Below are 15,265 nucleotides of genomic sequence, written 5' to 3'. Positions count from 1 at the left end.
GATCTCGTGAACCATTTCGACTACCGCGACGGCGTACTGCATGCCGAGGACGTGGCGATATCAGATATCGCCGCCAGTGTCGGCACGCCGTTTTATTGCTATTCGACGGCGACGCTGACCAGGCATTTTCGCGTCTTTGCCGAAGCTTTTGCCGGGCTCGACGCGCTCGTCTGCTATGCCATGAAGGCGAATTCCAACCAGGCTGTGCTGAAGGTGCTGGCAAGGCTTGGCGCCGGCGCCGACGTGGTCTCGGAAGGCGAACTGCGCCGCGCTTTGGCTGCCGGCATTCCGGCAAGCAAGATCCTGTTTTCAGGCGTCGGCAAGACCGCGCGCGAAATGGATTTTGCGCTCTCGGCCGGCATTCTCTGTTTCAACGTCGAATCCGAACCGGAGCTGGAGCTGCTGTCGGCCCGCGCCACCGCGCTGGGCAAGATCGCGCCGATCTCGCTGCGCATCAACCCGGATGTCGACGCCAGGACGCACAAGAAGATTTCGACTGGGAAGGCCGAGAACAAGTTCGGCATTCCCTGGCAGCAGGCGCGGAAGGTTTATGCCCGCGCGGCTGAGTTGCCGGGCATCAGGATCACCGGCATAGATACCCATATCGGCAGCCAGATCACCGAATTGCAGCCCTTCGACGACGCCTTCGCGCTGCTGGTGGAACTGGTCGGCGCGTTGCGTGCCGACGGGCATGCCATTGAGCATATCGATGTCGGTGGTGGCCTCGGCATTCCCTACCGCGTCGACAACAACCCGCCGCCTTTGCCCGAAGCCTATGCCCAGATCGTCAGTAAGCATGTCGCCAAGCTCGGGCTGAAAGTGATGTTCGAGCCGGGCCGGCTGATCGTCGGCAATGCCGGCATCCTGGTCTCGGAGGTCATCTTCGTGAAAGAGGGCGACGCCAAGAACTTCCTCGTCGTCGACGCCGCGATGAACGATCTGATCCGGCCGACCCTTTACGACGCCTTCCACGACATCAGGCCGGTGGTGCAGCAGCCGGTCGCGGCACCGCGCATGAAGGTCGACGTCGTCGGCCCGGTCTGCGAGACCGGCGACTATCTCGGGCTCGACCGTGACCTGCCCAGGCTGAAAGCCGGCGACCTGATCGCTGTCGCCACCGCCGGCGCCTATGGCGCCGTCCAGGCCGGCACCTACAACACCAGGCCGCTGGTGCCGGAAGTGCTGGTCGACGGCGACCGCTTCCACATCGTGCGCCCGCGCCAGACCTATGACGAATTGATCGGGCTGGATTCGGTGCCTGATTGGTTGACCTGAGAGATACCTTGCAGCGCTACAGCCGGTGCTGGACGAGCGCCCTGGCCTCGGCGATCCTGTCCTCGTTCCGGCGATAGAATATCCACTGCTTGATACGCTTGCTGCGCAAAAGCCTTGCCTGGGTGAGCACGCGCATATGCTCGCTGAGCGTCGCCTGCGTGATCCCCAGCTTTTCCGCGATCAGCAGCGCGCAGACCCCGTCCTCGACCAGATCACCGTCCGCCTGCGGCGGAAAATGCGCGCGCGGGTCCTTGAGCCAATCGAGGATCTGCAGTCTGCGCTCGCTGGCAATCGCTTTGAAGACGTCGACCTCTTGCATTTAGGCACTTTGCCAAGTTACTAAGTAATGTCAACTCTGAATGGCAACTCTGGGAGTGAAGCATGCTGCATGGCCACACGATCACCCGCGAGCGCATTGCGGCGATGGAACCCCGCATCCGGCCCTTCGTGCGCCACACGCCGGTGCTGCGCGTCGACATGGCCGATTTCGACCGCCCGCCTCTGCCTGTCGACCTGAAGCTCGAATGCCTGCAGCATTCCGGCTCGTTCAAGGCGCGTGGCGCGTTCACCAATCTCCTCGAACGGCCGGTTCCCGCAGTTGGCGTCGTCGCCGCATCGGGCGGCAACCACGGCGCCGCGGTCGCCTATGCCGCCATGCGGCTCGGCCATAAGGCGACCATCTTTGTTCCCGAAGTGAGCCCGCCGGCCAAGCTGGACCGCATCCGCGGCTATGGCGCCGAGCTGATCGTCGGCGGCGCCCGTTATGCCGAGGCGCTGGCCGCCAGCGAGAGCTTCGCCGAAAAATCCGGCGCGCTGCAGATCCACGCCTTCAACCAGGAGGAGACGCTGGTCGGGCAAGGCACGCTGGGCCTCGAGATCGAGGCCGACCTGCCGAAGCTCGACACGCTGCTGGTCGCTGTCGGCGGCGGCGGCTTGATCGGCGGCATCGCCGCCTGGTTTTCCGGCCGCATCAGGATCATTGCCGTCGAGCCGGAGGGTGCGCCGACGCTACACCGCGCTTTCGAGGCGGGCCGGCCTGTCGATGCTCCGACCGAGGGCATCGCCGCCGATTCGCTCGCGCCGAAGCGCGTCGGCGAAATGATGTTTCCTATCGCTGAGGCGTTCGTCGAGCGCTCGATCCTGGTCGGCGACGGCGACATTATCGCCGCCCAGGCGGCGCTGTGGGATCATGTGCGAATCATCTCCGAGCCGGGCGGTGCGGCCGCCTTCGCGGCGCTCCTGTCCGGCCGCTACAGGCCGGCTGTGGGCGAGCGCGTTGCCGTTCTGGTCTGCGGCGCAAACGCCAATCCAGCGAAATTTTGACAATATCCGGGGCATTATTGTTCACGTTTTGGGGAACCGCCTCGCCTTCGCCGTGTTTGTTGGTATCCTTAGAGCGACGTGCAGCCCGCTGAATGCACGAAGTATGCGCTAAGATTTTGGGTCTTCGCATCGTGCTTCCCGAAAAATCGACTTTTCGGGTCCATGCGATAGACTCGTGAGGTCCGGGCTATCCCGCCCGGCCAGGAAGGGCCGATGACGCAACGACCCATCTTCACCAGCGATCGCAGCCTGGCCGGGCGCCTTGCCTTGAGCCGGCTGGCGACGCAGGTGTCAATAATCGTCGAGCGCGGCTGGCCGTTGCTGCTGCCGCTGATCATCGTCGCCAGCCTGTTTCTCAGTATCTCGTGGCTCGGTCTGTTCCCGCTTTTGCCCGATTTGGCGCGAATCGGTCTCATCACGGCATTCGGCGTCGCAGCGCTTGCCGCACTCTATCCATTGCGTTTCTTCCGCACGCCATCCAGTGTCGAGGTCGACCGCCGCATCGAGGCGGCCAACCGGTTGCTGCACAGCCCGGTGCAGGTCCAGACCGATCGCCCGAGCGGCAAGGAAAGCATTTTTTCGCGAGCCCTGTGGCGCGAGCATCAGCGGCGCATGGCCGACCGGCTGGGCGAGCTTGGCGGCGACGTGCCGCGCACGCGCGTCCCCGAGCATGACCCGTGGGCGTTGCGCGCCGTTGCGGCGCTTTTGTTGGTCACCGCCTTTGCCTTCTCCTTCGGGCCGTCGGGCGGCAAGCTGACTGACGGGTTTGTTGCCCGTGCCGCGCGCGACGTCGTGCCGCCGCGCATTGATGCCTGGGTGACGCCACCGGCCTATACCGGCAGGCCACCAGTATTCCTCAACGCCCCTGTCCTTGCCAACAATGCCAATCAAGCGGCGCCGACCTTCACCGTTCCGGAAGGCAGCGACGTGTCGCTGCGCGTCACGGGCGGTTCGGGCGAGGAAACGCTGAACTACGCCGACGCCGGCGGCAACACCCGCGCCATCGATCCGACCGGGCCGCAAGCCAAGCCAGAGGCAAATACTGCAACGCCTTCCACCGTGCGCCAGTTCAGCGGCAAGTTGACGGCCGACGGCATGCTGACGCTGCAATCCGGCGACGGCGAGCTCGGCCGCTGGGCCTTCGCCATAATCCCCGACAAGCCGCCGCAGATCCGCTTTGTCGGTGAGCCGAAACGCGCCGTCAACGGCGCCTTCGAGCTCAACTACCAGATCGACGACGACTATGGCGCGGCCTCCGCCAAGGCGGTTTTCGCATTGGCCGATCCGCAGGTGCCCAACGCGCATCCGCTCTATGGGCCGCCGGAAATGCCGCTGACGTTGCCGCGCCGCGGCGGCAAGGCCAATGCCGCCAAAACGACGAAGGATCTGACCGACCATGTCTGGGCCGGTGGCAACGTCAAGCTGTCGCTTGTCGCTACCGACGGCGCCGGACACACGGCGACCAGCGAAACCAAGACGCTGGTGATGCCGGAGCGGCCATTCTCCAACCCCTTGGCGCGGGCCGTGGTCGAGCAGCGCCGCATACTGGCGCTCGATGCCTATGCCAAGGACCGCGTGCTCGACCTGATGGATGCGATCACGCTCAGGCCGGAAGACACGTTCGACAATATGGCGCACTACCTCGCCATCATGAGCGCCCGCACCCGGCTGAAGATGGCCGACAGCGACGACCAGTTGCGCGACGAGGTCGCTTACCTCTGGGAGATCGCGCTCGGCATCGAGGAAGGCAATCTGTCGGCGGCCGAGAAGCGGCTGCGCCAGGCGCAGCAGGCGCTGCAGGATGCGATCAAGAACGGCGCCAGCGACCAAGAGATCGAGAAGGCGATGAAGGAACTGCGCGAGGCGATGAACCAGTTCCTGCAGGAATTCGCGGCGCGGGCGCAGCAGAATCCGAATGCGCCACAGATGCAGCAAAACGGCCAGGAACTGCGCCAGAGCGACATCGACCGCATGATGGACCAAATCGAGAACCTGGCGAAATCCGGCAATCGCGACCAGGCGCAGCAATTGCTGTCGGAGCTGCAGGACATGATGAACAATCTGCAGGCAGGCCGCCAGCAGCAAGGCGGCCAGCAGGATAGCGAGATGCGCCAGCAGATGGACAAGCTGGGCGAGATCATGCGGCGCCAGCAGGAGATGATGAACGACACATTCCGTATGGACCAGATGCAGCGCGGCCAGCAACAGCGCGGGCAGAACCGCGACGAGCAACTCGGCGAGAACGGTGAGCAAGGCCCGATGGGCGAAGGGGGCAAGCCCAGCCCGGGCGACGACCGCGATCCGCTCGGCCGGCCGAAGCCGATGACGCCGCAGGAATTTGCCGATGCGCTGAAGCAATTGCAGGAAGGCCAGGGCAAGCTGCAGAGCGAGCTCGATCAATTGAGGAAGGGCCTCGAAGGCATGGGCCTCGACCCCAATGAGGGGTTTGGCGAAGCCGGCAAATCCATGGGCAATGCCGAACAGGCGCTCGGCGAGGGCGAGGGCGACCAAGCCGTCGGCCACCAGGGCCGCGCATTGGAAGCCTTGCGCAGGGGCGCCAAGGATATGATGAAGCAATTGCAAGCGATGCAAGGCGACCAGGGCGGCAACGGGCAGGGCGGACGCCAGCAGAATGCCGACCGTGACCCGCTCGGGCGGCCCCGCACCAGCGAGGGTCCCGATGACGGAAGTTCGGTGAGAGTGCCTGACGAGATCGACGTGCAGCGCGCCCGCCAGATCCTCGAGGCAATCCGCAAGCGGCTCGGCAACGCGCTCAGCCCCGATATCGAGCGCAGCTATCTGGAGCGGTTGCTGGAGCTGAAGTAAGGCTGCACTCTACATTTTTGGAAGATCGCCGTGCGCGGTCCTCCGTGGTGGCAGCTATCGCCGGACCGAGCGACGTGTTTAACGGTTGGTGAACGCCTCGCGGATCGCCTCTTCCATGCCGTCGATCGCCTCGCCGGAAGCGTTCGGATTGCGCCGCAGCACTACGTTCGAGGAATCGATGTCGCCGAAGCCGTCGGCGGCCGTAAGTTCGCGGCAGCCGGCCGGAATGTTGCTGCGCGAGATCGGCGCAATCGCCAGCCCGGAGGTGACGGCGAGCCGCAGGCCGCCATTGGTATCGCTGGTGTAGGCGACACGATAGGCGAGACCGCGCTGTTCCAGCGACTTTATCGCGAAATCCTTGCACCAGCCGGCGCGGTTGTAGAGCGCGATCGGCACCGGCCGGTCCTCATGCATGTGATGCAGCTCCGACGTCACCCATACGGTCGGATCATGCATCAGCACCTCACCGCCCGAGAGATCCTGCCATTCGAACACCACCGCCAGATCGAGCTCGCCGGCGGCGAGCGCCGCGATCTGCGCACCGGAATGCGCGTAGCGGACGGTGATGTCGACCTGAGGATGGCGCTTGGCAAAGGCACCGAGCGCGCGCGACAGGATCGCGTGGCCATATTCCTCCGGGATACCGATGCGCACCGGCCCGCCAAGCGGCGCCGCGACCATCGATGCCGCCGTCTCGTCGAGCAGCGAAACGATGCGCCTGGCGTTGGCGATGAGCTCGCCGCCGCGCCGCGTCAGCGCCACACCACGCGAGCCGCGCTCGAACAGGCTGTCGCCGACCATGCTTTCGAGCTTCTTCATCTGCATCGAGACCGCCGACTGGGTGCGGCCGGCCCGCTCCGCCGCCTTGGTGAAATTGCCGGTGTCGGCGACCGCGACGAAGGTGCGCAAGAGGTCGCTGTCGAGATTGGGTCGCATGTGCCCGCCATAAGAAAATCTGATTGCTGGCATCATTCCAATTCGTTTGCAACATGTCAAACGGCGGACGATAGTCGCCTCACCCATTGGATATGCGGCCGCGAAATCGGCCGCGGACCAATCAAAAGTCCTCACTCGTACCCGCTGCCCGAAACGGTGGCGGGTTCTTTTTACCCGGATGCAGGCCTGCTTCCGGCCGGCGCGCAGGAGACCGGAGCGCCCATGCAGAATCGGCTTGTGCTCGGCATCCTCAGCCTCTGTCTCGGCGTGTTGGTCTTTTCACTGCAGGACCCGCTGGTCAAGGCGGTGTCGAGCCGCTATCCCGTCACCGAGGTGATGGCGATCCGCTCGATCGTCGCCCTGCCGATCCTGGTTTTCCTCGTCCACGCCGACGTCGGATTGCAGGCGATCCAGTCGAAGCGGTTCGGCATGTTGACGATGCGCGCCTTCATCCAGTTCACCTCCTACACGGCCTACTATCTGGCAATCGCCGCCCTGCCGCTGGCCGACGCGGTGGCGCTCTATTTCATGGCGCCACTGTTCATCATGGCGCTGGCCGGCCCGTATCTCGGCGAACGCGTGTCCTGGCAGGCGCTCGCCACCGTCCTGGTCGGCATGCTCGGCGTGCTGGTGATGGCGCGCCCGGGTGCCGGCGTGTTCGACTGGGCGGCGCTGCTGTCGCTAGGCTCGGCTCTGCTCTACGGTTTTTCGCAACTGATGGCACGCAAGATCGGCGACACCGAATCCTCGACCGTTATGGCGTTTTACCAGAACGGCGCCTATCTGGCCGGTGCTGCCCTGGTGGCGGGGCTGTTTTGGCTGGCAGACATCGACCATGCCGTGCATCCGAGCCTCGAATTCCTAGTCCGGCCATGGGTCTGGCCGACGACGTCGGATCTGCTGAAGATGGGGGCATGCGGCTTCGTTGCCTCGGCCGGCATGATCCTGTTGTCGCAGGCCTACCGGTTGGCGCCCGCCAACAGCGTCGCCACCTTCGAATACACCGGTATCATCTGGTCGCCGCTATGGGGTTTTCTGTTCTTTGCCGAAGTGCCGCGACCGGCGACGGCGGCCGGCGCAGCCCTCATCATCGGCGCCGGCCTGTTTGCGCTCAATGCCAGCCGGCGCCGGAGCGGCGCGCCAGCCATCGCTGCGACCTGCGACCCTGCGTGAAGGGGTCGGCCTTGGGCTTTAGGCGAAACAGGCGAGCGCCTGTTCGACGCGGGCGCGAATTTCAGCCAGCGTGAACGGCTTTTGCACGACATCGAGAATAACGCCGTCCAATTCCTCGGCGCGCTCGCGCTGATCGGCAAAGCCGGTCATCAGCATGATCTTCATCGCCGGGAACAGCGCCGCTGCCGCCTTGGCCATCTCGATGCCGTCCATCTCCGGCATGCGGATGTCGGACAGCACAAGGTCGTAGCCCCCTTGCGCCGCCCGGATCAGAGAAAGACCGTGCGCGCCGTCGGCGGCAATAGTGACATTATGCCCGGCGCGTTCGAGCGCACGGGCGGCGAGGGTGCGGACGGATTCATCGTCCTCAACGATCAAGAGCTTTGCCATGGGCAGGATATTTGGCGAGGAAAAGTTGATGTTTCCTGAAGGCGCTGAGTGTCGATGAGGCCTTTTCAGAATTCGCTCCGGCGAGTCAGATGGCGTGGTTTTCGAGAACCGGAGGGGAGCGGACGTTCGAGTCCGGGAGCTTCGCGCTTGATCCCGAACTCGGTTTCGATTTCGGAAAGCATCATGCGCAAAATCAAAAGTGCTACAGCGTCCTTTGCGCGTCCAAAGGACGCGCTGCGCTGCAGGAAGCGCAGAACACTGCGTCAGGTGTCCGCCGGCGTAGAATTATCAAAAAGGCCTCAAGCGTCGCCCTTGACCATGCCGACGAACGGCAATTCGCGAAACGCGTGGGCGACGTCCATGCCATAACCGACGACGAAATAATCGGGGCAGTCGAAGCCGACATAGTCGGCGTTGAGCGTGGTCTGGCGGCGCATGCGCTTGTCGAGCAGCACGGCGATGGCACAGCTCCTCGCGCCGCGCGACAGCATGAGGTCACGGGTGAAGCTCAGCGTCTTGCCGGATTCGAGGATGTCGTCGATGAGAAGCACATCGCGGCCGGCGACCTCGTTGTCGATGTCGCGCAGCACCCTCACCTCACCGCTGGTTGTCCCGGCGCCATAGCTCGAGATGAAGATGAACTCAACCTCCGGCGACAGGCCGACATCGTGCATGGCACGGATAAGATCGGCGGCGAAGATGAATGATCCCTTCAGCACCGAGATTACCAGAAGGTCGTGGTAGTCGTGCCCGGCAATCTCCTTGGCAAGTTCCAGATTCCGCCGCGCGATGGCGGACGCCGAAAACAGGACTTCGATGTCCTTGCCGCGCACAACTGGCATTGGCCGCCTTTCCAGAAATGATCGCCTTGTAGGCGAAGCTGACCGAAAACGGTCTTCAACCCGTTTCTAGGCATGTCGAGCCGTCTGGCAAGGCCAAATCTTTGGCAGGGCGCCCGCGAACCGTCCCCTGCGCGTCGCAAATCGTTTATCTGGTGACCTGTTGATTTTCTGGCGCCGTTCTAACGAACCAGCGCATGGCCGCCCGAAATCCAGAAGGCGGCCAAGGCGGCACCGACGCCGGCAATCCAGAAGATCGGCCCACCGTGCACCCATAACGGCCGTTCGACGGCGGTTTCCGGCTTGCGCAACATGTCCATGCCTTCGATCGAAGGGGCGGAAATCGTGCGCGCAGGCGGCGGCGCAAAGTCTGGACGCGTAAAATGGCGGGGCAGCACCTCATAATCGGCATCGATGACGTCGGCGGTCACGTCGCGCATGATGCGTTCCGGCTCGGCGGCCGCATCGGTCATGATTTCGCCGGAAACCGGGCGCGCGGTTCGATCCTCAGCCATCGTGGCCCAACACTACGGCACCTGTTCGCTGTTCGTTTCTTTGGGTAAACGGAAATGGTTAACGCTTCCCCACCGGAACCCCTGTGACTCGTTTGAAAAGCCCCCAAATTAACCGTCGGTTAACCATGCCGGCCGATGGTCTTTCCACAGAAAGGGCTGGCATCTTGCCGCCGAGAATTTCAGGTCGTCGAAAGTGATCCGCTTCGAAAATGTCGGCCTCCGCTATGGCATGGGTCCGGAGATCCTCCGCGACATCTCCTTGCACATTCCGGAGCGCTCCTTTCAGTTCCTGAGCGGACCTTCAGGCGCCGGCAAGACGACGTTGCTGCGGCTTTTGTTCATGTCGCTGAAGCCGACGCGCGGCCTGATCACCATCTTCGGCAAGGACCGCTCGCGCATCTCGCGCACCGAATTGCCGCATCTGAGGCGCCGCATCGGGGTGGTGTTCCAGGATTTTCGCCTGCTCGACCATATGACCACCTACGAGAACGTGGCCTTGCCGCTGCGCGTGCGCGGCCGCGAGGAGGCGACCTACCGCACCGACGTCACCGAGCTGCTGAAATGGGTCGGCCTCGGCGAACGCATGCATGTGCTGCCGCCGGTGCTGTCTGGCGGCGAGAAGCAGCGCGCCGCGATCGCCCGTGCGTTGATCGAGCAGCCCGAGATCCTGCTCGCCGATGAGCCGACCGGCAATGTCGATCCACCGCTGGCACGACGCTTGCTGCGGCTGTTCATCGAGCTCAACCGGCTGGGCACTGCCGTGGTGATCGCCACGCACGACCTCGGCCTGATGGAACAGGTCGACGCACGGCGCATGATCCTGGCCGGCGGAAGGCTGGACATCTATGACTGAGCTCTCCGTCGAACACTTCGAGGGTCACGACGCCGCGGCGGCCCAGCCCCGCGTCCAGCGCAAGATGGCGCCGATCGTGCCGGCGCAGAACATCGCCGGCCGGGCGCTGGTGCTGGTCATCGCCATCATGACCTTTCTGTCCTGCCTGACGTTTGGCGCAGTCACGCTGGTGCGTGACACCGCCTCGGTCTGGGAGAACCAGATCTCGCGCGAGGCGACCATCCAGATCAAGCCGGTCGACGGCCTCGACATGGAGGCCGCACTTGCGCTGGCCTCGCAGATCGCCGGCGAATTCCCCGGCGTGAAAAGCGCCAGGATCGTCGACCGCGAAGCGACGGCCCGGCTGCTCGAGCCTTGGTTGGGCTCGGGCCTGAACATCGATGAGCTGCCGGTGCCGCGTCTGATCATCATCACCATCGACGAGAACAGTCCGCCCGATTTCGCCGCACTGCGCGCGGCGATCACGCCGAAGCTGCCGAGCGCCTCGCTCGACGATCATCGCACCTGGGTCGACCGGCTGGTTGCCATGGCCCGCACCACGGTAACGATCGGTATCGCAGTGCTGGCGCTGATGCTGTCGGCGACGGTGCTGACCGTGGTGTTCGCGACACGCGGCGCCATGGCCGGCAACGGCCACATCATCGAGGTGCTGCATTTCGTCGGCGCCGAGGCGCGCTTCATCGCGCGCGAATTCCGCCGGCATTTTCTGGTCACCGGCATGAAGGGCGCCGCGGCAGGCGGCGCCGCGGCAATACTCGTCTTCATCGTCTTCTCCTGGTGGTCGTCACGCAATATGGCGACGCCGCAGGCCGACCAGGCGACCGCCCTGTTCGGCAATTTCGCCATCGGCTCCGCAGGCTATCTCGGGGTCGCTGTCATGGTGCTGGTGATCGGCGCGCTGACCGCGGCAACCTCCCATTTCACCGTGGTTACCTATCTCAGCGACATCGACATTCGCCAGCCGGACGCCGGCTAAAGGAAAGATCGATCACGGATGAAAACGCATCGTCACGAAAATTGCATTTTTTTCCTACCAAAGGCCGTATTTCGGGATTAACCATTTCATGATGGACGTTCGGGACTCGACCGATACCGCTGGGTGCATGCCAGTGCTGGTTGCGCGTCCGCATGAATTCGCCGGGCCTGATGAATTTGCCAAGCCGGATCAATTCGCCACACACGGGCGGCTGCTGGCAGCCCGCTCCTTGCGACTTTCGGCCCTCGTTCTGCTCGCCCTTGTGGCGCTGTTTGTCGCCGGCTTCGGCTGGTTCGCCAACACCGTCAGCCGTCTGACGACGCCCGCCAATCCGGCAAGGGCCGACGCTATCATCGTGCTGACCGGCGGTCAGTCGCGCCTCGACGCCGCAATGGGGCTGCTTGCGTCAGGCAAGGGCGAGCGGCTGCTGATCAGCGGCGTCCATCCCTCCGCCAGCCGCCGCCAGCTTCAGGCCGCGACCGGCGGCGACAAGAGGCTGTTTTCCTGCTGCGTCGACATCGACCGCGCCGCGCTCGACACGATCGGCAATGCCGAGGAAAGCGCCAAATGGGTCGAGGACCACGCCTACGGCACCGTCATCCTCGTCACCAACAATTATCACATGCCGCGCAGCCTGCTGGAAATGGGACGGCTGCTGCACGGCGCCAGGCTTGAACCCTATCCGGTGGTCAACACCAACCTTGGGAATGGCGGCTGGCTGACCAAGCCGGAAGCGCTGCGCGTGCTGTTCACCGAATACAGCAAATACCTGCTGGCGCTGGCGCGTGGCATCATGCCGGTGAAGCAACCGCCCAACAGCGTCACGCTGGCCGACGCCGCGGGCGGAAACTGAACGGCACCGGCAGTTTTTATTCCCTGGCTGTTGCACCCGAGCGCAAGCGCGCGATCTCCTGCTCGAGCCGTTCTATACGCCTGTCGCGTTCGGCCAGAGCCGCCGCCACATCGGCCGCTTCGAAACGCTGCGGGATGTGCTGTGAGCAATTGGAATCCCAGGCAGAAACGGTAAACAGGATGACCTGTTCGGGTCGCGCTTTGTAGTCTTGCGGCACCAGCTTTGCCATCAGTTCGGCATCGCCCTCGACGACCTGCGCTGTGCCCCAGATCTTGATGCGCTGCCGGTGGGCATAATCGATGAGGAACAGGAAAGCCTGTGGGTTGTCGCTGAGATTGCCTTGGGTGATGAACTGCCTGTTGCCGGAAAAATCGGCAAAGCCGATCGTCCGTTCGTCGAGCACCTTGAGGAAACCGGCAGGCCCGCCGCGATGCTGGATGTAAGGCTGCCCGTCAGCATTGGCGGTCGACAGGAAGACGCTGGTCTGCGCCTCGATGAAGGCGGCGAGATCGGGCGTGATTGCCGCCTGCCAGCCACCACGCTCCTCAACACGGGCATAGGCCTGGCGCGAGCCCTTGCGGGCTTGGATCGCCTTCACCGTCGGTGTGAAGGCAACATCGCTGGTGTGAGCGTTCATGAAGACCCTCCTCAACTGCCGAGCTACGCTGCATTACTCACCGAAAAGTAGATACTTCCATCTTCGAGAAGCAGATGCCATATCTGCGATGCGTCCTTCCATTCTTCGGAAGGGCCAATTTTTTCGGGAAAGTTATGGATCGCCTCCACTCCATGTCGCTTTTCGTTGCCGCGGCGGAGACAGGCAGCCTTTCGGCTGCCGGGCGTCGCTTCGGCATTCCGCTGACGACGGTCAGCCGCAAGGTTTCGGACCTGGAAAGGCACCTGAAGACACGGCTGTTGAACCGCTCGGCGCGGCAGCTGTCGCTGACCGATGCCGGCCACGCCTATCTCGCCGCCTGTCGTCGCATTCTCGACGAGGTCGGCGAGGCCGAGCGAATAGCCGCCGGCGAGTACAGCGCCCCGACCGGCGAACTGATCGTCACCGCGCCGATCGTCTTCGGCCGCTTGCATGTGCTGCCGGTCGTCACCGCCTTTCTCGCCGCCTACCCCGACGTAAGTGTGCGGCTGACACTCGCCGACCGGATAACCCAGTTGGTCGAAGAGCACATCGATCTCGCCATCCGCATCGGCGCCCTTGCCGATTCGAGCCTGGTCGCCATCCGCCTCGGTTCGATCCGCCGCGTCGTTTGCGCGAGCCCGGCCTATCTCGCCGAGCACGGCACGCCGAAAAAGCCGCAGGAGCTTGCGGCACACAGTGCGATCACCTTCGAAGGGCTCAACGCCTCCGCCTGGAGTTTCGCCACCGGCAAGGCCGAATTCACCGTACCGGTCCGCTCCAGGTTACGGGTCAACACCGCTGAGGCGGCAATCGATGCGGCGATTGCTGGCGTCGGCGTGACGAGGCTGCTTTCCTACCAGATCGCCGCCGCGGTTCGGTCGGGTACGCTGCGCCCCGTGCTGCAGGAGTTCGAGCCCGAGCCATGGCCGGTGAGCCTCGTCCATGCCGGCCAGGGCCTGCTGCCGGTGAAGCTGCGCGCGTTCCTCGACTTCGCCGCCCCACGCCTGAAGCAGCGCCTGCTGCAGGCGGCGTGGCAGGCGTGACGAAGGACGGCCTACCGCAAAACCGGGCCGATCGCCCGCCTCGCACCGTTTCCTTTTTGCCGGCGCTTGGTGTAACCAACGCACACCTCCTCACCGGGCACTTGCTGTATGCTCTATTTCCGCTCGCTGGCGTTCAATCTCGCCTTTTACCTCAATCTGATCGTCCAGATGATCCTCTGGACCCCGTATTATTTCCTGTCGCCGCGCCACCGCGCCTGGTTCGTGCCGAAATTCTGGTCGCGCACCAGCATGTGGCTCTACGACAAGATCGCCGGCACCAGAAGCGAGATCACCGGCCAGGAGAACCTGCCTGAAGGCTCCTTCATCCTGGCGCCGAAGCACCAGTCCTTCTGGGACACGATCGCTTTCCTGCCGTTCCTCGACGATCCCGTTTACATATTGAAGCGGGAGCTGACCTGGATCCCGTTCTTCGGCTGGTACATCTTGAAGATGCGGATGATTCCGGTCGACCGCGGCAGCCGCTCGAAGGCATTGAAGATGGTGATCGCCGCGACCAAACAGGAATTGGCGCGCAATCCCCGCCAGCTCATCATCTATCCCGAGGGCACGCGCCGGGCGCCGGGCGACGAGCCGGTCTACAAATACGGCATCGTCGAACTCTACGCGCAACTTGGCATTCCGGTGGTGCCGGTCGCTCACGTCGCCGGCCTCTATTGGCCGCGCCGCAAATTCCTGCGCTATCCCGGCACGATCAAGGCGCGCTTCCTGTCGCCGATCCCGCCCGGCCTCGGCAAGGACGAATTCATGCAACGGCTGATCGGCGAGACGGAGGCCGCCTGCGACCAGCTCCTCGTCGAGGCGTCGCAAACGCCGAACCCGCCGCCGATGCCGCCGACTGCGGTGAAAAGGCTTGGTGAGCTGGACGCGAAACCTGAATTGAAAGGCTGAGGCAACGGCCTCAGATGCCACAAGGGCTCACGGCAGGGCAGCCAGGGCGGCTGTTGCAACCAGCGTCACGGCAAACACCAGATTGATGATCCGCGAAGCCAGCGGTTTGCGCAGCAAACGTGCAAAGGCTGCGCCGGCGAGAAGCCACAAGAGATGAATGGCAACGATCATCAAGGTGAGAACCCCCAGCTTGGCTGAAATACCGAGACCGCCGGCGCCGGAAGACGCGCCGGCGAACACGGCGGCAATCGCCACATAGGCTTTCGGGTTGGCAACAGCCAGAAGAAACCCGCCAAGGAAAGTGGGAAGCGCCGCTCCACGGACGCGTGCCGTCAGTGGCGGCGCCGTCGCTATCTTGAACGCCAGGTAAAGGATGTAGGCTGCCGAGGCGACCGCCAGCAGCGCCGCGAGCGTCGGCAACGCGGCGAGAACGGCCATGATGCCCGTCGCCACCACCACGAGCACGAGGATCGTGCCAACAACGATCCCCGAGGCATAGCGGAGCGAATCCCGCAGGCCGAACGCGGCGCCGACCGCGGTGACGCTTATCGTCGCCGGCCCCGGGCTGCCCATGACGATGGCCGATGCCAGCACAAGCGCCAGCAATTGCTGCCATAGCTGCTGATCGAGAAGAACCTGTCCGGCCATGCGGCGTCCCTGCATCCTGTGACGATGTAGGACGGTAGGCAAGGCAGCGGTGCGGGTCTTGAACGATCG

The 15,265-nt window shown here is 64.0% G+C and carries 16 protein-coding genes; 9 read left to right on the top strand and 7 right to left on the bottom strand.

Annotated elements, in window-relative coordinates; genetic code table 11:
* The first annotated feature begins 6 nt into the window (after positions 1 to 6).
* Positions 7 to 1,275, top strand: a complete 1,269-nt coding sequence (gene lysA, locus NKH89_RS21990; RefSeq protein ID WP_352591122.1) for a diaminopimelate decarboxylase — start codon at positions 7 to 9, stop codon at positions 1,273 to 1,275.
* A gap of 16 nt (positions 1,276 to 1,291) precedes the next feature.
* Here lysA and NKH89_RS21985 read toward each other — a convergent pair whose 3' ends face one another.
* The gene (locus NKH89_RS21985; protein WP_352909915.1) at positions 1,292 to 1,594 is read right to left on the bottom strand and encodes an ArsR/SmtB family transcription factor; all 303 of its coding nucleotides are present in this window, start codon (positions 1,592 to 1,594) and stop codon (positions 1,292 to 1,294) included.
* Between the two features lie 62 nt (positions 1,595 to 1,656).
* Between NKH89_RS21985 and NKH89_RS21980 the strand changes: the two genes are divergently transcribed.
* Positions 1,657 to 2,598, top strand: coding sequence for a threonine/serine dehydratase (locus tag NKH89_RS21980; protein WP_352483515.1), 942 nt, complete (start codon positions 1,657 to 1,659; stop codon positions 2,596 to 2,598).
* A 213-nt stretch (positions 2,599 to 2,811) separates the two neighbouring features.
* Positions 2,812 to 5,424, top strand: a complete 2,613-nt coding sequence (locus tag NKH89_RS21975) for a TIGR02302 family protein (RefSeq protein WP_352909912.1) — start codon at positions 2,812 to 2,814, stop codon at positions 5,422 to 5,424.
* A gap of 78 nt (positions 5,425 to 5,502) precedes the next feature.
* Here NKH89_RS21975 and NKH89_RS21970 read toward each other — a convergent pair whose 3' ends face one another.
* Complete coding sequence (locus NKH89_RS21970) at positions 5,503 to 6,360, bottom strand: LysR substrate-binding domain-containing protein (RefSeq protein WP_023721091.1); 858 nt, start codon at positions 6,358 to 6,360, stop codon at positions 5,503 to 5,505.
* A gap of 222 nt (positions 6,361 to 6,582) precedes the next feature.
* Between NKH89_RS21970 and NKH89_RS21965 the strand changes: the two genes are divergently transcribed.
* Positions 6,583 to 7,533, top strand: coding sequence for a DMT family transporter (locus tag NKH89_RS21965; protein WP_352483513.1), 951 nt, complete (start codon positions 6,583 to 6,585; stop codon positions 7,531 to 7,533).
* Positions 7,534 to 7,551: 18 nt separating this feature from the next.
* Here the strand turns inward: NKH89_RS21965 and NKH89_RS21960 are convergent, their stop codons facing one another.
* The 3 genes from NKH89_RS21960 to NKH89_RS21950 all read right to left on the bottom strand — a co-directional run bounded on the left by NKH89_RS21960 (position 7,552) and on the right by NKH89_RS21950 (position 9,235).
* Positions 7,552 to 7,923, bottom strand: a complete 372-nt coding sequence (locus NKH89_RS21960) for a response regulator (RefSeq protein ID WP_023721093.1) — start codon at positions 7,921 to 7,923, stop codon at positions 7,552 to 7,554.
* A gap of 299 nt (positions 7,924 to 8,222) precedes the next feature.
* Positions 8,223 to 8,765: a hypoxanthine phosphoribosyltransferase gene (hpt, locus tag NKH89_RS21955; protein ID WP_023721145.1), complete on the bottom strand. Its 543-nt coding sequence runs from the start codon at positions 8,763 to 8,765 to the stop codon at positions 8,223 to 8,225.
* A 179-nt stretch (positions 8,766 to 8,944) separates the two neighbouring features.
* On the bottom strand, positions 8,945 to 9,235 hold the full coding sequence (locus NKH89_RS21950) for a hypothetical protein (RefSeq protein ID WP_352591131.1): 291 nt from the start codon (positions 9,233 to 9,235) through the stop codon (positions 8,945 to 8,947).
* Positions 9,236 to 9,470: 235 nt separating this feature from the next.
* Between NKH89_RS21950 and ftsE the strand changes: the two genes are divergently transcribed.
* The 3 genes from ftsE (at position 9,471) to NKH89_RS21935 (ending at position 11,959) form a co-directional block, all read left to right on the top strand.
* Positions 9,471 to 10,130, top strand: a complete 660-nt coding sequence (ftsE, locus tag NKH89_RS21945; protein WP_023677923.1) for a cell division ATP-binding protein FtsE — start codon at positions 9,471 to 9,473, stop codon at positions 10,128 to 10,130.
* A complete protein-coding gene (locus tag NKH89_RS21940; RefSeq protein ID WP_352909909.1) occupies positions 10,123 to 11,106 on the top strand; it encodes a cell division protein FtsX in 984 nt (327 codons plus the stop codon). Before ftsE ends, NKH89_RS21940 begins: the two co-directional genes overlap by 8 nt.
* Before the next feature lie 88 nt (positions 11,107 to 11,194).
* Positions 11,195 to 11,959 (top strand): YdcF family protein, encoded by a 765-nt coding sequence (locus NKH89_RS21935; RefSeq protein WP_352591134.1) that lies wholly within the window; start codon positions 11,195 to 11,197, stop codon positions 11,957 to 11,959.
* Positions 11,960 to 11,975: 16 nt separating this feature from the next.
* Here NKH89_RS21935 and NKH89_RS21930 read toward each other — a convergent pair whose 3' ends face one another.
* Positions 11,976 to 12,596, bottom strand: coding sequence for a pyridoxamine 5'-phosphate oxidase family protein (locus tag NKH89_RS21930; RefSeq protein WP_352483511.1), 621 nt, complete (start codon positions 12,594 to 12,596; stop codon positions 11,976 to 11,978).
* Positions 12,597 to 12,730: 134 nt separating this feature from the next.
* Between NKH89_RS21930 and NKH89_RS21925 the strand changes: the two genes are divergently transcribed.
* A complete protein-coding gene (locus NKH89_RS21925) occupies positions 12,731 to 13,639 on the top strand; it encodes a LysR family transcriptional regulator (protein ID WP_352483510.1) in 909 nt (302 codons plus the stop codon).
* A gap of 108 nt (positions 13,640 to 13,747) precedes the next feature.
* Positions 13,748 to 14,548 carry a lysophospholipid acyltransferase family protein gene (locus tag NKH89_RS21920; protein WP_023721099.1) on the top strand — a complete coding sequence of 267 codons (801 nt, stop codon included), beginning with the start codon at positions 13,748 to 13,750 and terminating at the stop codon, positions 14,546 to 14,548.
* A gap of 27 nt (positions 14,549 to 14,575) precedes the next feature.
* Here the strand turns inward: NKH89_RS21920 and NKH89_RS21915 are convergent, their stop codons facing one another.
* The gene (locus tag NKH89_RS21915) at positions 14,576 to 15,196 is read right to left on the bottom strand and encodes a LysE family translocator (protein WP_352495622.1); all 621 of its coding nucleotides are present in this window, start codon (positions 15,194 to 15,196) and stop codon (positions 14,576 to 14,578) included.
* Positions 15,197 to 15,265 lie beyond the last annotated feature (69 nt).

This window comes from Mesorhizobium sp. M0923, assembly GCF_040319365.1.
GTDB lineage: Bacteria > Pseudomonadota > Alphaproteobacteria > Rhizobiales > Rhizobiaceae > Mesorhizobium.
This window is presented reverse-complemented; position numbering and strand designations above follow the sequence as displayed.

What these genes read in the sequence shown, in the direction of transcription:
- NKH89_RS21935 (WP_352591134.1), top strand. Translation starts at nt 11,195, where the DNA reads ATGATGGACGTTCGGGACTCGACCGATACCGCTGGGTGCATGCCAGTG.
- hpt (WP_023721145.1), bottom strand. Translation starts at nt 8,765, where the DNA reads ATGCCAGTTGTGCGCGGCAAGGACATCGAAGTCCTGTTTTCGGCGTCC.
- NKH89_RS21965 (WP_352483513.1), top strand. Translation starts at nt 6,583, where the DNA reads ATGCAGAATCGGCTTGTGCTCGGCATCCTCAGCCTCTGTCTCGGCGTG.
- NKH89_RS21975 (WP_352909912.1), top strand. Translation starts at nt 2,812, where the DNA reads ATGACGCAACGACCCATCTTCACCAGCGATCGCAGCCTGGCCGGGCGC.
- NKH89_RS21985 (WP_352909915.1), bottom strand. Translation starts at nt 1,594, where the DNA reads ATGCAAGAGGTCGACGTCTTCAAAGCGATTGCCAGCGAGCGCAGACTG.
- NKH89_RS21915 (WP_352495622.1), bottom strand. Translation starts at nt 15,196, where the DNA reads ATGGCCGGACAGGTTCTTCTCGATCAGCAGCTATGGCAGCAATTGCTG.
- NKH89_RS21950 (WP_352591131.1), bottom strand. Translation starts at nt 9,235, where the DNA reads ATGACCGATGCGGCCGCCGAGCCGGAACGCATCATGCGCGACGTGACC.
- NKH89_RS21970 (WP_023721091.1), bottom strand. Translation starts at nt 6,360, where the DNA reads ATGCGACCCAATCTCGACAGCGACCTCTTGCGCACCTTCGTCGCGGTC.
- NKH89_RS21925 (WP_352483510.1), top strand. Translation starts at nt 12,731, where the DNA reads ATGGATCGCCTCCACTCCATGTCGCTTTTCGTTGCCGCGGCGGAGACA.
- NKH89_RS21940 (WP_352909909.1), top strand. Translation starts at nt 10,123, where the DNA reads ATGACTGAGCTCTCCGTCGAACACTTCGAGGGTCACGACGCCGCGGCG.
- NKH89_RS21920 (WP_023721099.1), top strand. Translation starts at nt 13,748, where the DNA reads ATGCTCTATTTCCGCTCGCTGGCGTTCAATCTCGCCTTTTACCTCAAT.
- NKH89_RS21930 (WP_352483511.1), bottom strand. Translation starts at nt 12,596, where the DNA reads ATGAACGCTCACACCAGCGATGTTGCCTTCACACCGACGGTGAAGGCG.
- NKH89_RS21960 (WP_023721093.1), bottom strand. Translation starts at nt 7,923, where the DNA reads ATGGCAAAGCTCTTGATCGTTGAGGACGATGAATCCGTCCGCACCCTC.
- NKH89_RS21980 (WP_352483515.1), top strand. Translation starts at nt 1,657, where the DNA reads ATGCTGCATGGCCACACGATCACCCGCGAGCGCATTGCGGCGATGGAA.